Origin of the sequence: Paracoccus sp. MKU1, assembly GCF_001447385.1 — a bacterium.
GTDB lineage: Bacteria > Pseudomonadota > Alphaproteobacteria > Rhodobacterales > Rhodobacteraceae > Paracoccus.
Genome location: NZ_LLWQ01000219.1, coordinates 17,497 through 40,152, shown reverse-complemented (window position 1 = coordinate 40,152; position 22,656 = coordinate 17,497). Strand labels below are relative to the sequence as shown.

The 22,656-nt window shown below is 69.3% G+C and carries 20 protein-coding genes and 2 tRNA genes; 17 read left to right on the top strand and 5 right to left on the bottom strand.

All coding sequences use genetic code 11. From position 1 onward, the window contains the following. Positions 1-13: 13 nt before the first annotated feature. Positions 14-1,459: a betaine-aldehyde dehydrogenase gene (betB, locus tag AQY21_RS24550; RefSeq protein ID WP_058100209.1), complete on the bottom strand. Its 1,446-nt coding sequence runs from the start codon at positions 1,457-1,459 to the stop codon at positions 14-16. Further along, positions 1,456-2,025 (bottom strand): transcriptional regulator BetI, encoded by a 570-nt coding sequence (betI, locus tag AQY21_RS24545; RefSeq protein WP_058100208.1) that lies wholly within the window; start codon positions 2,023-2,025, stop codon positions 1,456-1,458. Before betI ends, betB begins: the two co-directional genes overlap by 4 nt. A gap of 130 nt (positions 2,026-2,155) precedes the next feature. Here betI and AQY21_RS24540 point away from each other — a divergent pair, with 130 nt between their 5' ends. The 3 genes from AQY21_RS24540 to choV all read left to right on the top strand — a co-directional run bounded on the left by AQY21_RS24540 (position 2,156) and on the right by choV (position 5,178). Next, positions 2,156-3,109, top strand: coding sequence for a choline ABC transporter substrate-binding protein (locus AQY21_RS24540; RefSeq protein ID WP_058100207.1), 954 nt, complete (start codon positions 2,156-2,158; stop codon positions 3,107-3,109). A gap of 166 nt (positions 3,110-3,275) precedes the next feature. Further along, on the top strand, positions 3,276-4,127 hold the full coding sequence (choW, locus tag AQY21_RS24535) for a choline ABC transporter permease subunit (protein WP_058100206.1): 852 nt from the start codon (positions 3,276-3,278) through the stop codon (positions 4,125-4,127). Next, positions 4,120-5,178: a choline ABC transporter ATP-binding protein gene (gene choV / locus AQY21_RS24530; protein ID WP_058100205.1), complete on the top strand. Its 1,059-nt coding sequence runs from the start codon at positions 4,120-4,122 to the stop codon at positions 5,176-5,178. Before choW ends, choV begins: the two co-directional genes overlap by 8 nt. A 289-nt stretch (positions 5,179-5,467) precedes the next feature. Here the strand turns inward: choV and AQY21_RS24525 are convergent. After that, positions 5,468-5,542 (bottom strand) — tRNA-Glu (locus tag AQY21_RS24525). Between the two features lie 130 nt (positions 5,543-5,672). Continuing rightward, complete coding sequence (locus tag AQY21_RS24520; RefSeq protein ID WP_058100217.1) at positions 5,673-6,887, bottom strand: Bcr/CflA family efflux MFS transporter; 1,215 nt, start codon at positions 6,885-6,887, stop codon at positions 5,673-5,675. A 124-nt stretch (positions 6,888-7,011) separates the two neighbouring features. Between AQY21_RS24520 and AQY21_RS24515 the strand changes: the two genes are divergently transcribed. Then, the gene (locus tag AQY21_RS24515; RefSeq protein ID WP_058100204.1) at positions 7,012-7,434 is read left to right on the top strand and encodes a DUF1489 family protein; all 423 of its coding nucleotides are present in this window, start codon (positions 7,012-7,014) and stop codon (positions 7,432-7,434) included. Between the two features lie 24 nt (positions 7,435-7,458). On the opposite strand, the gene AQY21_RS24510 is transcribed toward AQY21_RS24515, so the two are convergent. Further along, positions 7,459-7,532 (bottom strand) — tRNA-Gly (locus tag AQY21_RS24510). 266 nt (positions 7,533-7,798) lie between these two features. On the opposite strand from AQY21_RS24510, the gene AQY21_RS24505 reads away from it, so the two are divergent. The 13 genes from AQY21_RS24505 (at position 7,799) to AQY21_RS24445 (ending at position 22,648) form a co-directional block, all read left to right on the top strand. Then, positions 7,799-9,133, top strand: coding sequence for an efflux RND transporter periplasmic adaptor subunit (locus tag AQY21_RS24505; protein ID WP_058100203.1), 1,335 nt, complete (start codon positions 7,799-7,801; stop codon positions 9,131-9,133). A 37-nt stretch (positions 9,134-9,170) separates the two neighbouring features. Then, on the top strand, positions 9,171-12,293 hold the full coding sequence (locus tag AQY21_RS24500) for an efflux RND transporter permease subunit (protein WP_058100202.1): 3,123 nt from the start codon (positions 9,171-9,173) through the stop codon (positions 12,291-12,293). Between the two features lie 105 nt (positions 12,294-12,398). Continuing rightward, on the top strand, positions 12,399-13,805 hold the full coding sequence (locus tag AQY21_RS24495; protein WP_058100201.1) for a LapD/MoxY N-terminal periplasmic domain-containing protein: 1,407 nt from the start codon (positions 12,399-12,401) through the stop codon (positions 13,803-13,805). Then, positions 13,802-14,482 (top strand): response regulator transcription factor, encoded by a 681-nt coding sequence (locus AQY21_RS24490; RefSeq protein WP_058100200.1) that lies wholly within the window; start codon positions 13,802-13,804, stop codon positions 14,480-14,482. The genes AQY21_RS24495 and AQY21_RS24490 overlap by 4 nt, the downstream gene beginning before the upstream one ends. 4 nt (positions 14,483-14,486) lie before the next feature. After that, positions 14,487-15,773: a helix-turn-helix transcriptional regulator gene (locus AQY21_RS24485; RefSeq protein ID WP_058100199.1), complete on the top strand. Its 1,287-nt coding sequence runs from the start codon at positions 14,487-14,489 to the stop codon at positions 15,771-15,773. A 74-nt stretch (positions 15,774-15,847) separates the two neighbouring features. After that, positions 15,848-16,210, top strand: a complete 363-nt coding sequence (locus AQY21_RS24480; RefSeq protein WP_058100198.1) for a response regulator transcription factor — start codon at positions 15,848-15,850, stop codon at positions 16,208-16,210. Positions 16,211-16,218: 8 nt separating this feature from the next. Next, positions 16,219-16,461: a hypothetical protein gene (locus tag AQY21_RS24475; RefSeq protein WP_058100197.1), complete on the top strand. Its 243-nt coding sequence runs from the start codon at positions 16,219-16,221 to the stop codon at positions 16,459-16,461. Next, the gene (locus AQY21_RS24470; RefSeq protein ID WP_058100196.1) at positions 16,451-19,108 is read left to right on the top strand and encodes an ATP-binding protein; all 2,658 of its coding nucleotides are present in this window, start codon (positions 16,451-16,453) and stop codon (positions 19,106-19,108) included. Before AQY21_RS24475 ends, AQY21_RS24470 begins: the two co-directional genes overlap by 11 nt. A gap of 146 nt (positions 19,109-19,254) precedes the next feature. Further along, positions 19,255-20,352 (top strand): FliM/FliN family flagellar motor C-terminal domain-containing protein, encoded by a 1,098-nt coding sequence (locus tag AQY21_RS24465; protein ID WP_238986894.1) that lies wholly within the window; start codon positions 19,255-19,257, stop codon positions 20,350-20,352. Between the two features lie 185 nt (positions 20,353-20,537). After that, entirely contained in the window at positions 20,538-20,756 is a 219-nt protein-coding gene (gene infA, locus AQY21_RS24460) for a translation initiation factor IF-1 (RefSeq protein ID WP_010397442.1), read from the top strand. Between the two features lie 55 nt (positions 20,757-20,811). After that, positions 20,812-21,426 carry a Maf family protein gene (locus AQY21_RS24455; RefSeq protein ID WP_082658254.1) on the top strand — a complete coding sequence of 205 codons (615 nt, stop codon included), beginning with the start codon at positions 20,812-20,814 and terminating at the stop codon, positions 21,424-21,426. Further along, a complete protein-coding gene (locus tag AQY21_RS24450) occupies positions 21,423-22,484 on the top strand; it encodes a ribonuclease E/G (RefSeq protein WP_058100193.1) in 1,062 nt (353 codons plus the stop codon). Before AQY21_RS24455 ends, AQY21_RS24450 begins: the two co-directional genes overlap by 4 nt. Further along, the gene (locus AQY21_RS24445) at positions 22,481-22,648 is read left to right on the top strand and encodes a DNA gyrase inhibitor YacG (protein WP_058100192.1); all 168 of its coding nucleotides are present in this window, start codon (positions 22,481-22,483) and stop codon (positions 22,646-22,648) included. The genes AQY21_RS24450 and AQY21_RS24445 overlap by 4 nt, the downstream gene beginning before the upstream one ends. The last annotated feature ends 8 nt before the right edge of the window (positions 22,649-22,656 follow it).

Genomic DNA, 22,656 nt, shown 5'->3' with positions numbered 1-22,656 from the left:
GGCGCGGCGCCGATCAATAGGGCGCATCGACGCCTCCCATGCCGACATAGACGGATTTCAGCTGCGAATAATGCTCGATGGCCGCGGCCGAATTCTCGCGCCCGATCCCCGACAGCTTGACGCCGCCGAAGGGCGCCTCGACCGGGGTCAGGTTATAGGCGTTGATCCAGGCCGTCCCGGCCTGCAAATGCGCCGCGACCCGGTGGCCGCGCGCCAGGTCGCGGGTGAACACCCCGGCCGCCAGCCCATAGGGCGTGGCATTGGCGCGGGCGACGGCCTCGTCCTCGGTCGCGAAGCCCAGCACCGACATGACCGGGCCGAAGATCTCCTCGCGCACGATCCACATGTCATCGGTGGCATCGGCAAAGACGGTGGGCGGGATGAAGGCGCCCTCGCCCGCGCCCCCGCAGACCAGCCGCGCGCCCTCCTCGCGGCCGCGCTCGATGGCGGCGCGGATCTTCGCTGCCTGGCCCGGGCTGACGATGGGGCCGTGCTGGGTCGCCTCGTCCAGCGGATCGCCGATCCTGATCCGGGCGACGCGCTCGGCCAGCCGGTCGAGAAAGGCGGGCAGGATGCCACTCTGCACGAAGACCCGGGTGCCGTTCGAGCAGATCTGGCCCGAGGAATAGAAATTCGCCAGCATCGCCGCGCCGACCGCATCCTCCAGCGAGGCGTCGTCGAAGACGATCAGCGGCGACTTGCCGCCCAGTTCCATGGTGACATGGCGCATGCCCTCGGCCGCCGCGGCATAGACCCGCTGCCCGGTGGCGACCGAGCCGGTCAGCGACACCTTGGCGACGCGCGGATCCGTGACCAGCGCCGCCCCGACCGCGCCACGGCCCTGCACCACGTTGAAGATGCCCGGCGGCAGCCCGGCCTCGGTCAGGATCTCGGCCAGTTTCAGGGCGCCCAGCGGGGTTTCCTCGCTGGGCTTGAACACCATGGCATTGCCCATGGCCAAGGCCGGCGCCGCCTTCCAGCAAGCGATCTGACTGGGATAGTTCCAGGCGCCGATGCCGACGCAGACCCCCAGCGGCTCGCGGATCGTATAGACGAAATCGCCGCCCAGCGGGATCATCTGCCCGGTCACGGTGGGCGCCAGCCCGCCGAAATATTCCAGCGCATCGGCGCCCGAGGGCCAGTCGGCCACCCGCGTCTCCTGGATCGGCTTGCCGGTGTCCAGCGTCTCCAGCCGCGCCAGTTCCTCGGCCCGCTCGCGGATGATCTGCGCCGCGCGAATCAGCACCCGGCCGCGCTCGACCGGGCGCAGCGCCGCCCAGGCCGGCTGGGCGGTCGCCGCGGCGGCGGTGGCGCGCGCGACCTGGTCGCGGGCCGCCTCGCGCAGCCGCGCGATCACCGCGCCGGTATAGGGGTAATGCACCGGCAGCGCCTCGCCCTCGCCCTCGACATAGGCACCGTCGATATAGAGGCTCGCCTGCGGTTGCGCGTCATGGCTCATGGCAGCACCTTCTCCAGATAATCCAGCGTCATGCGTTCGGCAGCGGCGGCATCCGCCTCGTTGGACAGGGCCGCGCGCAGATAGAGTCCGTCGATCAGCGCCCCCAGCGTGCGGGCGATGCGCTCGGCCCCCGCCCCGGCCAGCGGTCGCAGCGCCACCAGCAGGTTCGAGCTGAGCCGCCGGTGATAGACGCGGAGCAGCCGCGCCGCCTCGGGCTCGACCAGCGCCAGCGCATAGAAATTCAGCCAGGCGGCGATGGTATCGCGCTCGAAATTGGCGCTGTCGAAACTGGCGGCGACGATGGCGTCCAGCCGCTCGCGCGGCGTCACCGCACCCTTCAGCGCCGCCCGCGTCGAGGCGCCGTATTGCGTCAGGATATGCCGCATCGCCGCCAGGAAGATCCGCTCCTTGGAGCCGAAATAGTGATGCGCCAAGGCCGAGGACATGCCCGCGGCGCGCGCGATCTGCGCCACGGTCACGTCCAGCGAGCCCGCCCGCCCCACAGTGGCAATCGCGGCGTTGATTAGCGCCGCTTTTCGGATAGGTTCAGCGCCAAGCTTGGGCATGACAGGACACCATTGTGCAGTTTCGTTCGAAAATTCGCGCAAGAGACCCGTATCTGGCAGATCTTTGATTGACTCGTCAATCAATGAAAGCCTTAATTGACTCGCCAGTCAACAAACCAGGGAGAACAAGATGACATTTCGCCACACCGCCGCAGCTCTTGCCGCCGGGCTGGTCGCCTCGCTCGCCACGGCCTGCATCGCCACGGCACAGGAGCCGATGGAGTGTCGCAAGGTCGTCTTCTCGGATGTCGGCTGGACCGATATCAGCGCCACCACAGCGCTTGCCTCGACCGTGCTCCAGGCGCTGGGATACCAGACCGAGGTCAAGATCCTCTCTGTGCCGGTGACCTATACCGCGCTGTCCACCGACGATGTGGACGTGTTCCTGGGCAATTGGATGCCGACGATGGAAGCCGATATCGCCCCCTATCGCGAGGCCGGCACCGTCGAGGTGCTGCGCACCAACCTGACCGGGGCGAAATACACCCTGGCGACCAACAAGGCCGGCGCCGATCTGGGCATCGACGATTTCGGCAAGATCGCCGCGCAGAAGGACGCGCTGGACGGCAAGATCTACGGCATCGAGCCGGGCAATGACGGCAACCGCCTGCTGCTGGAGATGGTGGCCGAGAACAAGTTCGATCTCGGCACCTTCGAGGTGGTCGAGAGCAGCGAACAGGGCATGCTGGCCCAGGTCGCGCGCGCCGATGCCTCGGGCAAGCCGGTGGTGTTCCTGGGCTGGGAGCCGCATCCGATGAACAGCCAGTTCCAGATGACCTACCTGTCCGGCGGCGACGAGGTCTTCGGCCCCGATTTCGGCGGCGCGCGGGTCGATACCAATGTGCGCGCCGGCTATGCCGAGGCCTGCCCGAACATCGGCACGTTCCTGCAAAACCTGGAATTCACCCTGCCCATGGAAAACGAGGTCATGGGCCTGATCCTGAACGAGGGCCAGGCGCCGGCCGACGCGGCGCTGCAATGGCTGAAGGCCAACCCGGACGCCGCCAAGCCCTGGCTGGCCGGCGTGACCACCGCCGATGGCGGCGATGCCGTCGCGGCCCTGGACAAGGCCCTGTCCGAGTGAGATCCGGCGGCGGCCCGGCAGCCTTGCTGCCCGCGCCGCCATGCTCTTGGGGCGGTTGCCTCTCCCCTAGCCGGGATATCGCGTCCGGGCCGTGTTGCCGCAACCTTTCGGCACCTGCCGGCCCCCCGACGCCCGAACACCCCAAACGGCAGAAAGAAAGGGACGCATGGACCAACTGACTGCACTTCTGACCGACACCAAGATACCGGTGGGCCGGACGGCCAAGGCGATCTTCGACTGGCTCAATGCCAATGCCGCGGTCGTCTTCAACTTCATCTCGACGCTGATGGACGGGCTGATCGGCGGCATCCTGAAGATGCTGGTGTTCCCCCATCCGCTGGTCTTCACCCTGCTGGCGGTGGCATTGACCTGGGGGCTGCAACGCAGCTGGAAAACCTGCCTGCTGGTCGCCCTGGGCTTTCTGTTCATCCTGAACCAGGGCTATTGGGACGCGACCATGCAATCGCTGACGCTGGTGCTGTCGGCCTGCGTGGTCTGCATGGCGATCGGCGTGCCGCTGGGCATCGCCGCCGCCCACCGGCCCCGGCTCTACGCCTGGATGCGGCCGGTGCTGGACCTGATGCAGACGCTGCCGACCTTCGTCTATCTGATCCCCGCCATCGTGTTCTTCGGCATCGGCATGGTGCCGGGGCTGATCGCCACGGTGATCTTCGTGCTGCCGGCGCCGATCCGGCTGACGCATCTGGGCGTCAGCTCGACGCCCAAGGCGCTGGTCGAGGCCGCCATCGCCTTCGGCGCCACGCCACGCCAGCTGTTGTGGAAGGTCGAGCTGCCAAGCGCCACGCCGCAGATCATGGCCGGGCTGAACCAGACCATCATGCTGTCGCTGTCCATGGTCGTCATCGCGGCGCTGGTCGGCGCCTCGGGGCTGGGCGTGCCGGTGGTGCGGGCGCTGAACAGCGTCAACACGGCGCTGGGATTTGAAAGCGGCTTCATCATCGTGGTGGTCGCCATCATGCTGGACCGGATGCTGCGGGTAAGAGGGCACGATGACTGAACGCATGCAAACCGCGCAGACCGCGGTCGAGTTCGACAATGTGAACATCGTTTTCGGCGACGCGCCCCAGACCGCGCTGCCGCTGATGGACCAGGGCCTTGATCGCGGCCCGATCAAGGCCGAGACCGGTCAGGTGCTGGGCGTGCACAATTGCTCGCTGACCGTGCGCGAGGGCGAGATCCTGGTGCTGATGGGCCTGTCCGGCTCGGGCAAGTCCACGCTGCTGCGGGCGGTGAACGGGCTCAACGCCGTCTGCCGGGGCGAGGTGCGGATCTGGGACGGCGACCGCATGGCCTCGGTCACGAAAGCCTCGGGCGCCGAGTTGAGGCGGCTCAGGCGCGAGCGCATCGCCATGGTCTTCCAGCAATTCGGCCTGCTGCCCTGGCGCTCGGTGCGCGAGAATGTGGGGCTGGGGCTTGAGCTTGCCGGTATTCCGGCCGCCGAGCGGCGTAAGCGCGTCGATGCGCAGCTCGCCACCGTCGGCCTGGCCGAATGGGCCGAGCGCAAGGTGGGCGACCTCTCGGGCGGCATGCAGCAGCGCGTCGGCCTGGCGCGCGCCTTCGCCACCGAGGCGCCGATCCTGCTGATGGACGAGCCCTTCTCGGCGCTGGACCCGCTGATCCGCAACCGGCTCCAGGACGAGTTGCTGGAATTGCAGCAGCGGTTCCAGCGCACCATCATCTTCGTCAGCCACGACCTCGACGAGGCATTCCGCATCGGCAACCGCATCGCGCTGATGGAGGGCGGCCGCATCGTCCAGGTCGGCACCGCGCGCGAGATCATCGCCAATCCGGTCAACGCCTATGTCGAGGATTTCGTCGCCCATATGAATCCGCTGGCGGTGCTGACCGCCGAGGACATGGCCGAGCCGGGCGAGGCGGCAGGCGAGCCCATCGACCGCGAAACCCCGGTGCGCGAGGTGATCCAGATGATGACCCAGACCGGCGTCGAGATGCTTCCCCTGCAAGGCGGCGGCCAGGTGACCCGACAGGGCATCATGGCCCGTCTGGTGGCGCAGCGCGGCCGGACCGGCGGCGCCGTCGAGCACTAGCGCGGCCACCATGGCGGGCCGCGCCCGGTCGGGGGCTGGCGCATGGGTCGCCAGGCCCGCGGCACCGAATGGTGATGCGGGCCTGCTTCAGGCGCCTCCCTCGCGCAGAATGCCCGGGCTGAAGAACGCGAGCGCGACTTACCAAGAACGCCAACCTTCCACTGCTTGTCCGCAAGGGATTGGCCCGGATTGCAAGGGTGAAACCGGAGCAAACCTTGTCCAATCCATCCAACAGGTTGGGCAAGGTCGCCCCATAACCGCATGAAAAGAGCGACGGATCATGATGAAGTGGCAGCCCGTAGGGGAGTCGAACCCCTCTTTTCAGGTTGAAAACCTGACGTCCTAACCGATAGACGAACGGGCCACGCCTGCGCCCGCACTATGGCTGGCGACACGGGCGCTCTTTAGGCCAGGTCGCAGGGTTGTGCAAGAGGCTCCGGCGCGTTCTGCTGTGGGTAACTATCAGAACGCATCGCAGCCACGGGCCGCGGCGATCAACCCTCGCGCACGTAGCGCATCAGCATCAGCGCCAGCGCCGAGCAAACCAGCGTCGCCAGGATGATCGGCCGGGCCGTCCCATCATAAAGCAGCCCGACCGGCGCCGCGATCACCACCGCGCCCAGCGTCGAAACCGCGCCGATGACCGAGGCCGCCATCCCCGCCACATGGCCCATGCGCTGCAACGCCATGGCATTCAGGTTGCCGAAGGTCACGCCGGCCATGAAGAACACGCTGACCGCCCAGAAGAAGAACGCCGGAAAGCGCAACGGCTCGGGCAGCAGGTCGCAAAACACCAGAAGCGTCATCGCGCCCGAGACCAGCACCTGCATGCCATAGGCCCAGCCGACGATCCGCCGCATGCCCAGCCGCATGACATAGCGCGCGTTCAGGACCGTCCCGCTGCCCGACAGCAGCGCCATGGCGGCGAACCACAGCGGAAAGCTGTCGCCCTTGCCATAGGTATCGGCGAACAGCTGCTGGGCCGAGCTCAGCAGCGCGAACATCTGCCCGAAGCCCAGCGTCATCACGACGGTCACCAGCTGCACTTGGGGGTTGCCCATGACCTCGCGCGCGGCAGAGGCCAGGCTGCGCAGGTTCAGGGGCCGGCGCACGGCCTCGGGCAGGGTCTCGGGGCGGCGCAGGTTCAGCCATAGGCTGCCGATCAGCGCCAGCACCACGAAAGAGCCGAACACCCCGCGCCAGCCGACGAAATGGATCACCACCGCGCCGATCGAGGGCGCCACCGCCGGCACCAGGATGAAGATCATCATGACGAAGCTGGTGATTCGCGCCATTTCGCGCCCCTGATACAGGTCGCGCACCATGGCCAGCGCCACGATGCGCGGCGCGGCGGCGCCGATGCCCTGCACGAATCGCGCCACCAGCAGCAGCTCCAGCGAATCGGCAAAGATCGCGGCCACGGCGGCAATGGCGTAAAGCGCGAAACCCGCGGTGATGACCGGCTTGCGTCCCAGCGCGTCGGAAAGCGGCCCGCCGACGAACAGCCCCAGTCCCAGGCCGCCGACGAAAGAGGTCAGCACCAGCTGCGCGCGGTTGACGTTCTCGGGCGTCAGGGCGGCGGCGATCTCGGGCAGCGCCGGCAGCATGGAATCGATCGAGAAGGCGATGACGGCAAAGATCAGCGCCAGCATCGCGATGAATTCCGGCAGGGATTGCCTGCGGATCGGTGGAGCAATCGGATCGGACATGATGTTTCCCACAACCAGCACCCGGGCGTAACGCCGCGGGCCGCCGGGTTCAAGGCCCGGCGGCGCGGCCGGGCCAAGCGAGCCAGCCGGTTGCACCGGCCCGCCGCCGGGCTATATCTGGCGCATGAGCGCATCCCTGAACCTGATGAAACTCTGCGTCGGTTGCGACGATCCGGCCGAACTCGCCGCATGGCAAAAGCACCGCTTCGGCGGCGGCCCGGCCCGGCACGTCACCCGCATGTGGCCCAAGCGCGAGGCCGAATTGCTGGACGGCGGCTCGATCTACTGGGTGTTCAAGGGCGTGATGCAGGCCCGCCAGCGCGTCCTGGAGTTGCAGGAGGTGCAGGGCGAGGACGGCATCCGCCGCTGCGCGCTGATTCTCGACCCCGAGTTGGTGCGCGTCGCCGCCGTGCCCCGCCGCCCCTTCCAGGGCTGGCGCTACCTGCCCGGCGCCGAGGCGCCGCCCGACCTGCCGGCGGGACGCGGGGACGAGCCGGACTTGCCGCCCGAAATCGCCCGGGCGCTGGCCGAGATGGGCCTGCGCTGAACCACTTCGCTTTTCAGGAAAGGCTGGAGCGGGTGAAGGGAATCGAACCCTCGTCTTCAGCTTGGGAAGCTGCGGCTCTACCATTGAGCTACACCCGCGAGGCCCGGCTTGCTTACTGTCTCGTGCCAGTCGCCGCAAGGCCAATCTGCGCCCGGCGCTTCTTCGTTCCCCCAATCCTCCCCGGGCCCGGCCGAAGCGGCAAGCGGCATTCCCTGGCAGCCCCGCCGCAGGGACCGGGCTTGCCCGCGGCTTTCCGCGGGGTTTTGCCGGTGGCGTAACGTCTCGGTCCGAAACGGTTTTGGGATTGATAATCCTGTGCGAAGCTGTTCGTTATGCTGGCGTCAGCAAATGCCGGAGCAAAACGATGTTCACGCTATCGCGCCGCATGGCGATTTCCGTGATCCTCCCGCTTGCGACGGGGTTTTTCCCCGTGGCGGCCATAGCGCAGGACCCCTCGCAGATGCCGCCGCAGCCGGTGACCGTGGTGACACTTCACGCGCAGGACGTGGCCCTGACCACCACCCTGCCCGGCCGCGTTACCGCCTCGGCCGAGGCCGAGGTGCGGCCGCAGGTCAACGGCATCGTCACCGAGCGCCTGTTCGAGGAAGGCAGCCGGGTGAAGGTCGGCGACCCGCTGTTCCGGATCGACGCCACCACCTATGAGGCGGCGGTGGCCCAGGCCGAGGCTGCCGTTGCCCAGGCCCGTGCCCAGGCCGAGGCGGCGCGCCGCGAGGCCGAGCGCGTCGGCGCCCTGCGCGACCGCCGCGTCGCCAGCGAAAGCACGACCGACAATGCCATCGCTGCCCGCGATTCCGCCGAGGCCGCGGTCAAGGTCGCCGAGGCGCAGTTGCAGACCGCCCGGATCGAACTGGAACGCACCACGATCCGCGCCGAGCTGGACGGCGAGATCGGCCTGGCGCAGACCAGCCAGGGCGCGCTGGTGACGGCCAGCCAGCCGACGCCGCTTGCCGTGATCCGCAAGCTCGATCCGGTGCATGTGGACGTGACGCAATCGGCGGCCGAACTCATCCGCTTTCGCCGCGAGATGGCGGCGCAAGGCGCCGAGGGCCAGCTGGACCGCAAGGTGACGCTGCGGCTGGCCGACGGCACCGAATACGGCCACGAAGGCCGGCTGACTGCCGCCGAGCCCTATGTGAACGAGACGACCGGCGTGGTGACGCTGCGGCTGTCCTTCGCCAATCCCGAGGGCATCCTGCTGCCCGGCATGTATGTGCAGGCCGTGGTGCAGCAAGCCACGGCGCGCAACGTGATCCTTGCCCCGCAAGAGGGCGTCACCCGCGACCGCCGCGGCCAGCCCATCGCCCTGGTGGTCGATGCCGACAATGCGGTCGAGCAACGCCAGTTGACCATCCTTCAGGACATGGGCAACAGCTGGATCGTCAGCGAGGGGCTGAATGACGGTGACCGCATTATCGTCGAGGGCTTGCAGAAGATCGGCCCCGGCATGACCGTCGCCCCCGAGGAACGCCAGGCCGCCGCGCCTGAAGCCGCGCAGGACGGGGCCGCGCAGGACGCGGAACCCGCCGCCGAGGCGGGGGCCGAAGGTGCCGGCGAACAGCCCGCGCCCGAAGCCGGGGCCGCCGACCAGCCGACAGAACCGCCCGCAGACCAGCCCGCCGCCGAAGACGCGGGGGCAGAGACCGCAACCGAGGCCGGCGCCGAACAGCCGGCGAACTGACCGCGGACGCCGCGAGGGAACAGCACAGGAACCGCACATGGCCCGCTTTTTCATCGACCGTCCGGTCTTTGCCTGGGTGATCTCGATCCTCATCATGGGGCTCGGGCTCCTGTCGATCGTGTCCCTGCCAGTGGCGCAATATCCGCAGATCGCGCCCCCTTCGGTCACGATCCGCGCCACCTATCCCGGCGCCTCGGCCGATACGGTGGCCAACACCGTCACCCAGATCATCGAACAGCAGATGACCGGGCTGGACGGGCTGCGCTATTTCTCGTCCAGCTCGACCTCGGCCGGGACCTCGACCACGACGCTGACCTTCGAGACCGGCACCGATCCCGACATCGCCCAGGTGCAGGTGCAGAACAAGCTGGCCCAGGCCACCGCGCTTCTGCCCGAACCGGTGCAGCGCCAAGGCATCACCGTCGAGAAATCCGCCTCGGGCTTCCTGATGGTCATCGGCCTGACCTCGTCGGACGACCGCTATGAGCAGGTGGACCTGGCGGACTACCTGATCTCGAACCTCGTGAACGACCTATCGCGGGTCGAAGGCGTGGGGTCGGTGCAGGTCTTCGGCGCGCAATATGCCATGCGGATCTGGCTCGATCCCTCGAAGCTCGCCGCCTACGAGCTGACGCCCTCGGACGTGGTGGCGGCGGTCTCCTCCGAGAACGCGCAGATCTCTGCCGGCTCCTTCGGCAGCCAGCCCGCGCCGCAGGGGCAGATGCTGAACGCCACCATCACCGCGCAATCGTTGCTGTCCACACCCGAGGATTTCGAGCAGATCGTGCTGCGCGCCGAACCGGACGGCGGGCTGATCCTGCTCAAGGACGTGGCCCGGGTCGAGATCGGCGCCGAGGACTACATGACCAATGCCCGTTACAACGGCCAGCCGGCCTCGGGCATGGCGATCAGCCTCGCCTCGGGGGCGAACGCGCTGGACACGGCGGAACGGGTCAAGGCGCGGATGGAGGAATTCGCCCGCTTCTTCCCCGAGGGCATGGATTACGTGATCCCCTTCGACACCACGCCCTTCGTGCTGATCTCCATCGAGGAGGTGGTCAAGACGCTGATCGAGGCCATCGTGCTGGTGTTCTTCGTCATGCTGCTGTTCTTGCAGAACTGGCGGGCGACGCTGATCCCGACGCTGGCGGTGCCGGTGGTGCTGCTTGGCACCTTCGGCGTGCTGGCGGCGCTTGGCTTCACCATCAACACGCTGACCATGCTGGCCATGGTGCTGGCCATCGGCCTGCTGGTCGACGACGCCATCGTCGTGGTCGAGAACGTCGAGCGCATCATGGAGGAGGAAGGGCTGGAGCCGCGCGAGGCGACGCGCAAGTCCATGGGCCAGATCACCGGAGCGCTGATCGGCATCGCGCTGGTGCTGTCGGCGGTCTTCGTGCCCATGGCCTTTTTCGGCGGCTCGACCGGGGTGATCTACAAGCAGTTCGCCATCACCATCGCCTCGGCCATGGGTCTGTCGGTGCTGGTGGCGTTGACGCTGACGCCGGCGCTTTGCGCCACCCTGCTGAAGAACGAGCACGGCCACAAGACGCGCGGCTTCTTCGGCCTGTTCAACCGCGGCTTCGACCGCACCATGCAGGGCTATGGCGGTTCGGTGAACTGGCTGATCCGCCGGCCGCTGCGGATGATGCTGATCTATCTGTGCATCGGCGCGGCCATGGTCTTCCTGTTCCTGCGCACCCCTACCGGCTTTCTGCCCGACGAGGACCAGGGCATCATGTTCGTCCTGGTCCAGGGCCCGACCGGCGCCACATCCGAGCGCACCGATACGGTGATCGACCAGATCCAGCAATATTTCGCGGCAAACGAATCCGAGAACGTCGAGTCCTTCTTCGGCGTCTCCGGCTTCAGCTTTGCCGGCTCGGGGCAGAACATGGGCATCGCCTTCCTGCGGCTCAGGGACTGGGACGATCGGCCGCTGCCCGAACAGTCGGTGCAGGCCATCGCCGGGCGCGCCTTCCCGGCGCTGATGGGCATTCGCGACGCCATGGTCTTTCCCATCGTGCCGCCCTCGGTGATCGAGCTGGGCAACGTCTCGGGCTTCGACTTCTACCTGCAAGCCCGCGCCGGCCAGGCGCATGAGCAATTGCTGGACGCGCGCAACCAGTTGCTCGGCATGTCCGGTCAGGACGGCCGCATCGCCTCGGCGCGGCCGAACGGGCTGGAGGACGCGGCGCAATACAATCTCGACGTGGACTGGCGCAAGGCGGGCGCGATGGGGGTTTCGGCGACCGATGTGGGCAGCCTGCTTTCGGTCGCCTGGGCGGGGCGCTACGTGAACGACTTCATCGACCGCGGCCGGATCAAGCGCGTCTATGTGCAGGGCGAATCCGAATCCCGCGCCGTGCCGACCGATATCGACAAATGGCGGGTGCGAAACAATTCGGGCGGGCTGGTGCCCTTCTCGAACTTCGCCGAGGGACGCTGGAGCTACGGGCCGCAGGGCCTGGACCGCTACAACGGCGTGCCCGCCATGCAGATCCAGGGCAGCCCGGCGCCGGGCGTCTCCAGCGGCCAGGCCATGGCGGCAATCGAGGAACTGGCCGCGCAGCTTCCGGCCGGCTTCGACGTGGCCTGGACCGGCCTGTCGCTCGAGGAGCAGCAGGCCGGCAACCAGACCATGCTGCTTTACGGCCTGTCGCTGGCGGTGGTGTTCCTGTGCCTGGCGGCGCTTTACGAGAGCTGGTCGATCCCCTTCGCGGTGATGCTGGCCATGCCCATCGGCGTCTTGGGTGCGCTGGTCGGGGCCTGGCTGGGCGGCTTCGACAATGGCGTGTTCTTCCAGGTCGGCCTGCTGACGGTGATCGGCCTCACCGGCAAGAACGCCATCCTGATCGTCGAATTCGCCCGCGAGCAGGCCGAGCAGGGCAAGCCGCTCTACGAGGCGGTGGTCGAGGCGGCGCGGCAGCGGTTCCGGCCGATCATCATGACCTCGGTCGCCTTCTCGCTGGGCGTGCTGCCGCTGGTGCTGTCCACCGGTGCCGGCGCCAACGGCCGCAACACCATCGGCGCCACGGTGCTCGGCGGCACGGTCTCGGCCACGGTGCTGGGCGTGCTGTTCGTGCCGCTGTTCTTCGTGCTGGTGCGCCGCGCGCTCGGCCGGCCCGACGTGTCCGAGCCCGCCCGCGCCGGCGCGTGAATCGGGGGCGGGCTGCCTCTTTTGTCGCGTGCAGCCCGCTTGCCCCGCCCCGATCCGCGTCCTAGTCTTTCTGCAGGGGGCCGCCGGCAAGCGGTGGGGAGGAGCATGGAGGCGACCAGCCATATCACGGCTGCGGCTAAGAACGTGCCGGCCCGGCGCGCGGCGTCGCACGGCGTCTCGCTGCGGCTTCTGGCGCTTGGCGGCTCGGCGCTGGCCTGGCTCGCCATGGTCGCCATCGTCGCCTCGGTGCTGATCCTGAACGCTCGCGGCTCGGTCCGCGACGAAACCGGCTCGGCTTTTCGCCTGGCCAATGCCTTCGCCACCCTGCACCTGCCCACCGCCTTTGAGCGGCGCGACATAATGGCAGAGGCCGCCCGCATCGCCGCCGAGATCGAGGCGCAGCGCCACCTGTCGGCCGAGTTGCGCGATGCCCGGGGCCAGCCGCTGGCGCTGGCGTTGCCGCCGCTCCTGCCGCCCGAACGGGTGCCGGAATGGTTCGCCGCGCTGATCCGCCCCGAGCCGCTGCGCGAAATGATCCCCGTCGCGCAGTATCCCAATGTGCTGGGCGTGCTGGAGATCCGCACCGATCCGCGGGACGAGATCGCCGAGGCCTGGGAGAATTTCCGGCTGATCCTGCCGCTGCTGGCCGCCATGGCCCTGGCGGCGATCGGCGTCACCATGGCGATCACCGGGCTGGTGCTGCGGCGGCTGGGCCTGCTGGGCGCGGCGCTCGACCGGATGCGGGCGGGCGACCTGGACCAGCGCGCGCCGCAGACCGGGCTGGCGGAACTGGCGACGCTGACCGATGGCGTCAATGCGCTGGCCGCGCATCTGGCCGGGGAACGGGCCGAGAACCGCCGCCTGCAAGGCCGGATGCTGACCCTGGCCGAGGCCGAGCGCGCCCGTATCGCCAGCGACCTGCATGACGGCATCGGCCCGCAGCTTTTCGCGCTGCAAGCGGCCGTGGGGCAAGCCGGCCGCGCCGCCGGGACTGCCCGCGACCCGGCTCTGGCCGAGGCGCTTTCCGCCGTCTCGCGCCATGCGCAGGCGATCCGGCAAAGTGCCCGCGCCGCCATCGACGACCTGCGCCTGGCCCCGACCGAGGGCGCGAGCCTTGCCGAGATGCTGCAAGAGCTGCTGATCGAATTTGCCGAGATCGAACCGGGGATCGACATCGCGCTGGATGGCCCGGCGGACCTGCCCGAGCCGGGCGAGGCCGGGCGGATCGCGCTTTACCGCTTCGTGCGGGAAAGCGTGCTGAACGCGCTGCGCCATGCCGCGCCCGGCACGATCCGGGTCCAACTTGCGCGCGAGGCCGGGGGCATCGCCGCGCGGGTCAGCGACGACGGCGATGGCCCCGCAGCCGCCGGCCGCGCGGGACTGGGCCAGACCGGCATGCGCGACCGTGCCAGCGCGCTTGGCGGGAGCTACCTGCCGCCCCGGCGCGAAGGCGGCTGGACCCTCACCGAATGCCACCTGCCCTGCCCGGCCGAACAAGGAGCCGCGCCATGACCGCCCCCGCCCCTGCCGATACCGCCGCCCCGCCGCTGCGCGTGCTGATCGTCGATGACCACCCGGTCGTCGCCGAGGGCTGGGAATGGATCACCCGAGGCCGGCTGGATTGCGAGGTGATCGCCGCGGCCGCGCCCTCGCAGGGCTGGCGGGCCTGGCGGCGGCAGGCGCCGGACGTGATCGTCGTCGACCTGACCATGGGCGAGGCCAAGCTGGCCGGGGTGCGGCTGATCGAGCGGCTGCGCGCCGCCGGTGCGACCCAGCCGATCCTGGTCTTCACCATGCATCGCAGCCCGATCATCGCCCGGCGTGCGCTTCAGGCCGGCTGCAACGGCATCATCATGAAGGATTCCCCCTCGGACGAGATCTGCGCGGCGCTGCGCGAGGTAGCGGGCGGCGGCGATTACGTCCCGGCCGATCTGGCGCGCCGCATCGCCCTGCTGGAGCGGCCCGGCGCCACGCCGCCCCGCCCGCGCCTGACCCCGCGCGAACTGGACATCCTGCGCGCCATCGCCGAGGGGCTGAGCTATCGCGAGATCGCCGAGCGGGCGAATATCAGCTACAAGACCGTCTCGAACGTCAGCCAGACGCTCAAGGACAAGCTGTCGGCGCAAAGCTTCGCCGATCTGGTCGTCAAGGCGATCCGCCATCTGGAGGAGACCCGCGACGGGATCTGAGCCGATGCCACGTTCCTCCCACCGCCATCCGGTCGCGCGCCCCCTGATCGGCACCCGCATCCGCGAGCGCCGCCTGTCGCTCGGCCGGCGCCAGACCGAGGTGGCGCGCCGGGCCGCGATCTCGGCCGCCTATCTGAACCTCATCGAGCACAACCGCCGCCCGGTCGGCGAGGAATTGCTGACGCGGCTGGCCGAGGCGCTGGAGATCGACGCGACCGAACTGGCCTCGGACCGCGAGGAGGCGCTGGTCGGCGCACTGCGCGAGGCGGCGGCGCGCGCTGCCGACCAGCCCGGCGCCCCGGTCGAGCTGGACCAGATCGCCGAATTCGCCGCGCGTTTTCCCGGCTGGGCCTCGGCGCTGGCCGGGGCCACGCGCCGCGCCGACGCGATGGAGCGGCGGCTGATTGCGCTGTCGGACCGCATGACCCGCGATCCCTATCTGCTGGCGACGCTGCACGAGGTGCAATCGGCGGTCACCGCGCTGCGCTCGACCGCCTCGATCCTGGCCGAGACGCCCGAGATCGAGCCGGAATGGCGCGACCGCTTCCACGCCAATCTCGACAGCGACAGCCAGCGCCTGTCGCGCACCGCGCAGTCGCTGGTGGCCTATCTGGACAGTTTCGAGGACGAGGCGGTGCCAATGTCGCCGCGGGAGGAGGTCGAGGCCTGGATCGCCGCAGGCCAGCCCGAGCCGGCCGAGGCGGCGGAACTGGTCTCGGACGCGGCACGAGTCATGGCGCAGGACCTGCTGGCGACACAGGCCCGCGACCGCGCCGCCCTGCCCGACGCGGCGCTGGCGGCGGCAGTGGACGAGGCGGGCGAGGCCGCCGACGATCCGGCGCTGATCGCCGCGCGGCTGGGCCGGCCGCTGGACCTGGTGCTGCGCCGGCTGGGCATGCTGCGCCCCGGCCCCTGGACGCAGGCCGGGCTGGTCGTCTGCGACGGCTCTGGCGCCACGCTGTTCCGCCACGCCGCCCCGGGGTTCGAGCTGCCGCGCCCGGGCGAGGGCTGCGCGCTCTGGCCGCTGTTCGAGGCGCTGGCCCAGCCGCAACTGCCGGTGGCGCGGCTGATCGAGACCACGAACGGCAACCGCTTCGCCGCCTGGGCCGTGGCCGAGCGGCTGCTGCCCATGGGCTTTGACGGCCCGGCGCTCAGCCGCGCGCAGATGCTGATCCGCCCCGCCATGAGCCGCGACACCCGACCCCCGCTGGCGGTCGGGCCGGCCTGCCGCATCTGTCCGCGCCCCACCTGCCCCGCCCGGCACGAGCCCTCGATCCTGGGACCGGTCTGAGCCGGAGGCAACCCGATTTTGACAACGCCCGCGCCCGCCGCCATGATCGCCGCAAAGCCCCAGGAGTGCCGCCCGTGACCGCAAGTGTCGATGTGCTGCTGATCGAGGACGAACCCAGCATCGCCGAGGCGGTCCGCTTCATCCTGTCGCGCGAGGGCTGGCAATGCGAGCAATGGCCCGAGGGCAGCGACGCCCTTCAGCGCATCCGCGCGCTGGCGCCGCGGCTGGTGATCCTGGACGTGATGCTGCCCGGCCGCAGCGGCGCCGAGGTGCTGGCCGATCTGCGCGCCGATCCCGAATTGCAGGCGCTGCCGGTGCTGCTGCTCAGCGCGCGCGGCATGGCGAACCTGCCCGAGGGCGCCGACCGGACGCTTGCCAAGCCCTTTGCCAATGCCGATCTGCGCGCCGTGGTGCGCGAGCTTCTGGACGCGGGCTGAGGTCGCGCATGCGCCGGCTGTTCCTTGGCCGCGACGCCTATCGCAAGCGCCGGCTGGGCGACGCCCTCCGCGTCCTGCCGGTGGTGTTCGCGATGCTGGCGGTGCTGCCGCCGCTATGGCTGCCGCAATATTTCAGCTACGCGCGCGGCGCGGTCTGGCTGGCGGCAAGCTGGGCGCTGACCATCGCCGTGACCGCCGCGCTGCACCGCCTGATCGGGCGCGGAAAGGCGGAGGACGAGGATGACGCCTGAAACCCTGGGCGCCGCCTCGGTGATCTATGTCGCGCTGATGTTCCTGCTGGCCCATGCCGCCGACCGCGCCGCCGCCGCCGGCCGCTGGCGCTGGATGGACCGGCCGGTGATCTATACCCTGTCGCTGTCGGTCTATTGCTCGGCCTGGACCTTCTATGGCGCCGTCGGCTACGCCACCCGCTCGGGACTGGAGTTCCTGACCATCTATCTTGGCCCCGGCATCGTCTTTGCCGGCGCCTGGTGGGGCCTCAGGCGCCTGGTCCGGGTCGCGCGGCTGCATCGCGTGACCTCGATCGCCGACCTGATCTCCAGCCGCTTCGGCAAATCCGCGGGACTCGCGGCGCTGGTGACGCTGATCGGCGTGCTGGCCTCGACCCCCTATATCGCGCTGCAACTGCAATCTGTCTCGATGGCGCTTTCGGCATTCGCCACCAGCGGCCATCCGCTGCCCGGCAATATCGCGCTGTGGGTGGCGGTCGGGCTGGCCGCCTTCGCCATCCTGTTCGGCACCCGCAACCTGGCTGCGAACGAACGCCATCACGGCGTGGTCATCGCCATCGCCGTCGAGGCGGTGGTCAAGCTTGCCGCCTTTCTGGCGGTCGGCGCCTATGTGCTGTGGGGCATCGCCGACGGGCCGGCCGACGTGCTGGCGCGCATCGACCGCATGGCCGTCTCGGCCGGGGGCGAGGGCTGGCTGATCCGGCCGGACCGCTGGTTCACGCTGATCCTGCTCTCGGGCGCGGCGATCATGGTGCTGCCGCGCATGTTCCACGTCCTGGTGGTCGAGGCCAATGACGAGGATCGCCTGCGCCAGGCCGGCTGGGCCTTTCCCGCCTATCTCGCCGCCATGTCCTTTCTGGTGCTGCCCATCGCCGTGGTCGGCGCGGACCTGCTGCCCAAGGGCTCGAATCCCGACCTCTACGTGCTGGCCCTGCCACTGTCGCAGGGCCGCGACACGCTGGCGGCGCTGGTGTTCCTGGGCGGCTTTTCCTCGGCCATGTCGATGGTGGTGGTCAGCGCCATCGCATTGTCGACGATGATGGCGAACCATTGGCTGGTGCCCCTGTGGCTGTGGCTGCGCCAGACCGCGCTGTCCGAGCCGGCGCAAGCCCGCGACGATCTGGGCGCATTGATGCTGAACGCGCGGCGGCTGGCCATCGTCTCGGTGATCGGCGCGGGCTGGCTCTATCACCGTACGACCGGCGGCACCACGGCGCTGGCCGCCATGGGCACGGTCGCCTTTTCCGGCATGGCGCAGGTGCTGCCGGCCATGGTCGCGGGGCTGATCTGGCGCGGCGCGACCCGGCGCGGCGCCATCGCCGGCATCGTCGCGGGGGCGCTGATCTGGGGCCGGGCGGTCTTCCTTCCCTCGCTGGGGCTGGCCGCGCCGCCGGCCTTTCCGGCGGGAATCGACGCCTTCGCCGGCGCGGTGCTGCTGGCGCTGGCGGTGAACCTGCTGCTTCTGGTGCTGATCTCGCTCTTGGATTTCCCCGACCCGACCGAGCGGTTGCAGGCGCTGTCCTTCGTCCATGCCATCGCCCCCGATGCCGCCGCCAGCGAAACCGCCCCGGCGGTGCAGGCCGAGGCGCTTCTGACGCTCGCCGGGCGGATCTGGGGCAATGAACATGCGCTGGAAGTGTTCCGCAAGGCCGCGGAGGAACAGGGAAAATCCGGCTATCTTCCGGACCTGACTCCCCGCTTTCTCGCCGGGTTCGAGCGCCATCTGGCCGGCACGGTGGGCGCGGCGACGGCCTCGGCGCTGATGGCGCGGGTCGGCGGGCGCGGCAGCGTCACCGTGGCCGACCTGATGGAAGTCGCGGGCGAGGCCAGCCGCGCGCGCGAGGACAATCGCCGGCTGGAGCTGACCTCGGCCGAATTGGCAAGAACCGCCGCCATGTTGCGGGAAAGCAACGAGAAACTGACCCTGCTTTCGGCGCAGAAGGACGCCTTTCTCGGCCAGATCAGCCATGAGCTACGCACGCCCATGACCTCGATCCGCGCCTTTTCCGAGATCCTGATGGAGCCGGACCTGCCCGCCGAGGACCGCGCCCGCTTCGCCGGCATCATCCAGGACGAGGCCGGGCGCATGACCCGGTTGCTGGACGACCTGCTGGACATCTCGGTGCTGGAATCCGGCCGGGCGCAGCTGAAACCCGGCGTCTTCAACCTGCACGACCTGATCGAGCGCGCGCTGGCCGCGGCCGGGGCAAGCGCCGCGGGGCGCGATTTCGCCATCCGCCGCAACCCCGTCGCCGAGCATCTGCCGATGATCACCGACCCCGACCGGCTGTTGCAGGTGCTCATCAACGTCATCTCGAATGCGCGGAAATATTGCGATGCCGACGAGCCGGCGATCCGCATCGACACCCGCCGCAATCCGCAGGGTTGGACCGAGATCGACATTCACGACAACGGCTCGGGCATCGGTCCGGAAAACCGGGCGCTGATCTTCGAGAAATTCGCCCGGCTGGACGATCCCGCGCGCGCCGGCGGTGCCGGGCTGGGGCTGGCGATCTGCAAGGAGATCATGGGCTTCCTGGGCGGGTCGATCAGCTATCTGCCGGGCCGGGGCGGTGCTTGCTTCAGGATCGCCCTGCCGCCGCGCCCGCCACGCCGGGCGGAAAATACCGCGAATGCGACGGGTTAAACCTTTTCGCAACCAGTCCATGCCATCTTGCGCCAAAGACAGTATCGATTCGGTCGGGTATGGAAAGCGCGGCAAGGCAACAATCTGGCGACCCGGGACAGGGCACGGCGGACCGGGGCGGCCCCCCCGCCCCGCCGCCCGGCCAAGTGCTGCGCCGCTGGATCGCCGAGCGCGACCGGACCCGCGCGGCGGCAGGACCGCCCACGCAGCAGACCGACGAATTCCGGCTGGAGCGCGCCGCCGCCACCGCCCTGGCTCGCGCCGCCGAAAAGCAATTACGTCTGCCGGTCTTTGTCGAAAGGCTGGAGCGGATGGGCATGACGCTGGCCGAACTGCCCGAACTCCTGCCCGAGCGCGCCCTGCTCGCGGTGGTCGGGGGCCGACGCGATGCGCTCGGCGTGGTCGCGCTCTGCCCCGACCTGCTGGCCGCGCTGATCGAGATGCAGGCGATCGGCCGCGTGACCTCGCGCCCTGCGCCGCCGCGCAAGCCGACGCGAACCGATGCCGCGATCTCGGCCGATTTCGTGAACGCACTGCTGGCGGAACTGGGCCGGGAATGCGCGGCACGCGACGGCTGCCCCGATTTCGGGGCCTTTCGCTACGTCACCTATATGGACGATCCGCGCCCGCTGTCGTTGATGCTGGAAGATGGCGAGATGACGCATCTGAGCTTTCATTTCCGCATGGGCGGCAGCGGGCAGCGCGACGGCAGGCTGCTGATCGCCCTGCCGGCCGAGATCGCCCCGCGCACCGACGCGCCGCCCTCGAGCGGGCGAAACCAGCCGCAATTGCCGGTCGCGCAATCCGCGCCGCTCGCCCCCCCGCCAGCCCCGGCATCGCTGGCCGAGACGGTGCAGCAGGCGCCGATCCGGTTGACGGGCATTCTCTGCCGCCGCCGGCTGAGCCTGCATCAGCTGCGCAGCCTGACCCCCGGGTCGCTGCTGCCCCTGACCCAGAACGTGCTCGACGAGGCCAGGGTGGAGACCGCGCACGGCCAGCTTCTTGCCCGCGGCCGGCTGGGGGAAAAGGACGGGTTCCACGCCATCCGCCTGCGCAATATCGGCCAGGACGCAGAGTCCGCCGCCACCACGCCGACTCAGGATGCCTGGCGGCCGGAAAGCTTCGGGCCGCCCTTTGACGGAGCGCCGCCGCCGGAGCAGACCGGGCTGCCACTTGCCGATCTCGACCACCCCGATGCCTTCCGTCTGGCCGAAACCATGCCTTCCATGGTCAAGGCCGGCTGAACCGCCGGCCCGAAACCAAGGTCCGACTGTCGCAATCGCACAACTTTTCCATGAAATAGCCCGCTCCGGCATGGCGCTGGGTCGTGGAAAGCCCGGACAAGTCCAGATTCCCCTTGAAAAACGGCCCGTCTGGACGCATGTAGCTTGCGCCCGCCCAAAACGCGGGTCACCCCACAGGAGAGAACATGGCCAAGGAAGAAATGCTCGAATTTCCCGGCGTCGTGAAGGAACTCCTGCCCAACGCGACATTCCGGGTCGAGCTAGAGAACGGCCATGAGATCATCGCGCATATGGCAGGAAAGATGCGCAAGAACCGCATCCGCGTCCTCGCCGGCGACAAGGTGCAGGTGGAAATGAACACCTATGACCTGACAAAGGGGCGGATCAATTACCGCTTCAAATAAGGCCGCCGGTGCGGAGCCCGACCTGTCCACAGCGGATGCCCCGCAGGACACCGGAATCCGCCCCGCGCCCCACGCCGCCATCCCGGAACAAGACGTCCCGACGCTGATTCTCGGCTCGGCCAGCCCGCGTCGGCTGGAGCTGCTGGCCCAGATCGGCATCGTGCCCGACAGGGTTCTGCCGGCGGAAATCGACGAAGCCCCGCGGCGCGGCGAAAGCCCGCGCGACTATGTCCGGCGCATGGCCCGCGAAAAGGCCGCGGCGCTCGCCGACAGCGCCGAGGGCGCCATTCTCTGCGCCGACACGGCTGTGGTCGCGGGACGCAGGATCCTCGGCAAGCCCGAGGATGCCGCCGAGGCGCGGCACTACCTGCAACTGCTTTCCGGGCGCCGGCACCGGGTGCTGACCTCGGTTGCCCTGGCCCATGACGGCCGGCTGCGCGAACGCCTGGTGGAAACCATCATCCGTTTCCGTCCCCTCACCATGGCGCAGGTCGAAGCCTATCTCGCCACCGGCGAATGGCAGGGCAAGGCGGGCGCCTATGCCATCCAGGGCCATGCCTCGGCCTTCGCGATCTGGATGCAGGGCTCCTACAGCGGCGTGGTCGGGCTGCCGCTGGCCGAAACTGCCTGTCTGCTCGCCGCCATCGGAATTCAAGGAACAGCGACATGAAGGGACGCCAGATCGTCCTTGGGCAGATCTTCGGCCGCGATGCGGCGGCCCTGATGCAGGACGGCCGGCTCGAGGATCTGATCGTCGATCCGGCGGGTGCGACCCCGCTTGCCCCCGGCGCGATCTGCCGTGCCAAGGTCGACCGGTTGGTCAAGGGCCAGGGCGGCGTCTTCCTGCGCCTGCCCGAAGGGGCCAGGGGCTTCCTGCGCGACCGCTCCGGCCTGCGCGAAGGCCAATCGCTGCTGGTCCAGGTCAGCGGCAGCACCGAGGATGGCAAGGCGGTTCCGGTCTCGGCCCGGCTGAACTTCCGCGGCCGGCATGTCATCGTGACGCCCGGGGCACCCGGCGTGAACGTCTCGCGCCGGATCCGCGACGGCGCGCTGCGCGACGGGCTTGTCCACCTGGGCGAAACCGCCCAGGCCGGCCTGGAAAATCCACCCGGCATCGTCTTCCGCTCCATCGCGGCCACCGCCCGGGACGACGAAATCGCGACAGAGCTCGCACAGCTTCTGGAACTCGCGCAAGCCGTCGCGGCCGATCGCGAAGGCGCCCCCGAACTGCTGCTCGACGCGCCGGAGCCCGCCGACCAGGCTTGGCAGGATTGGGCTGATCCGGCGCCGGACAGCATCGAGGACGGGGCCGATGCCTTCGAGGCGAGCGGAGCCGAGGCCGCGGTGCTGCAAATGCTGTCCTCGCGCGCGGAACTGGGCGGCGGCGCCTGGGCCGAGATCGAGGCGCTGCGCGCGCTGGTCGCCATCGACGTCAATACCGGCAGCGACCATTCGCCGGCGGCGGGGCTCAAGGCGAATATCGCGCTGGCCCGCGACCTGCCGCGGCAATTGCGCCTGCGCGGTCTCGGCGGCCAGATCGTGGTCGATTTCGCGCCCATGCCCAAGCGTGACCGCGGCACGCTGGAACAGGTACTGCGCGCCGCCTTCCGCGCTGAATCGGCAGAGACGGTGCTGATCGGCTGGACGGCGATGGGACTTTACGAGATCAGCCGCAAGCGCGACCGCATCCCGCTGGCGCGGCTGGCCAGGACGGAGGACGGCGCATGAAATGCCCGATCTGCCGCAAGCCCGCCTCCGAGCGTTATCGCCCCTTCTGCTCGCGCCGCTGCGCGGATGTCGACTTGGCGCACTGGCTGCGCGGCGACTACCGCATTCCCGGAGATCCGGTTGCGGACGGAGATCCGGTTGCAGATAATGACAGGGACGAGTGAAAATTTTG

Coding starts and splice junctions, on each gene's coding strand:
- AQY21_RS24540 (WP_058100207.1), top strand. CDS start 2,156: ATGACATTTCGCCACACCGCCGCAGCTCTTGCCGCCGGGCTGGTCGCC.
- AQY21_RS24505 (WP_058100203.1), top strand. CDS start 7,799: ATGTTCACGCTATCGCGCCGCATGGCGATTTCCGTGATCCTCCCGCTT.
- choV (WP_058100205.1), top strand. CDS start 4,120: ATGACTGAACGCATGCAAACCGCGCAGACCGCGGTCGAGTTCGACAAT.
- AQY21_RS24520 (WP_058100217.1), bottom strand. CDS start 6,887: ATGTCCGATCCGATTGCTCCACCGATCCGCAGGCAATCCCTGCCGGAA.
- betI (WP_058100208.1), bottom strand. CDS start 2,025: ATGCCCAAGCTTGGCGCTGAACCTATCCGAAAAGCGGCGCTAATCAAC.
- infA (WP_010397442.1), top strand. CDS start 20,538: ATGGCCAAGGAAGAAATGCTCGAATTTCCCGGCGTCGTGAAGGAACTC.
- AQY21_RS24470 (WP_058100196.1), top strand. CDS start 16,451: ATGACGCCTGAAACCCTGGGCGCCGCCTCGGTGATCTATGTCGCGCTG.
- AQY21_RS24515 (WP_058100204.1), top strand. CDS start 7,012: ATGAGCGCATCCCTGAACCTGATGAAACTCTGCGTCGGTTGCGACGAT.
- AQY21_RS24490 (WP_058100200.1), top strand. CDS start 13,802: ATGACCGCCCCCGCCCCTGCCGATACCGCCGCCCCGCCGCTGCGCGTG.
- AQY21_RS24495 (WP_058100201.1), top strand. CDS start 12,399: ATGGAGGCGACCAGCCATATCACGGCTGCGGCTAAGAACGTGCCGGCC.
- AQY21_RS24445 (WP_058100192.1), top strand. CDS start 22,481: ATGAAATGCCCGATCTGCCGCAAGCCCGCCTCCGAGCGTTATCGCCCC.
- AQY21_RS24500 (WP_058100202.1), top strand. CDS start 9,171: ATGGCCCGCTTTTTCATCGACCGTCCGGTCTTTGCCTGGGTGATCTCG.
- AQY21_RS24485 (WP_058100199.1), top strand. CDS start 14,487: ATGCCACGTTCCTCCCACCGCCATCCGGTCGCGCGCCCCCTGATCGGC.
- betB (WP_058100209.1), bottom strand. CDS start 1,459: ATGAGCCATGACGCGCAACCGCAGGCGAGCCTCTATATCGACGGTGCC.
- AQY21_RS24450 (WP_058100193.1), top strand. CDS start 21,423: ATGAAGGGACGCCAGATCGTCCTTGGGCAGATCTTCGGCCGCGATGCG.
- AQY21_RS24475 (WP_058100197.1), top strand. CDS start 16,219: ATGCGCCGGCTGTTCCTTGGCCGCGACGCCTATCGCAAGCGCCGGCTG.
- choW (WP_058100206.1), top strand. CDS start 3,276: ATGGACCAACTGACTGCACTTCTGACCGACACCAAGATACCGGTGGGC.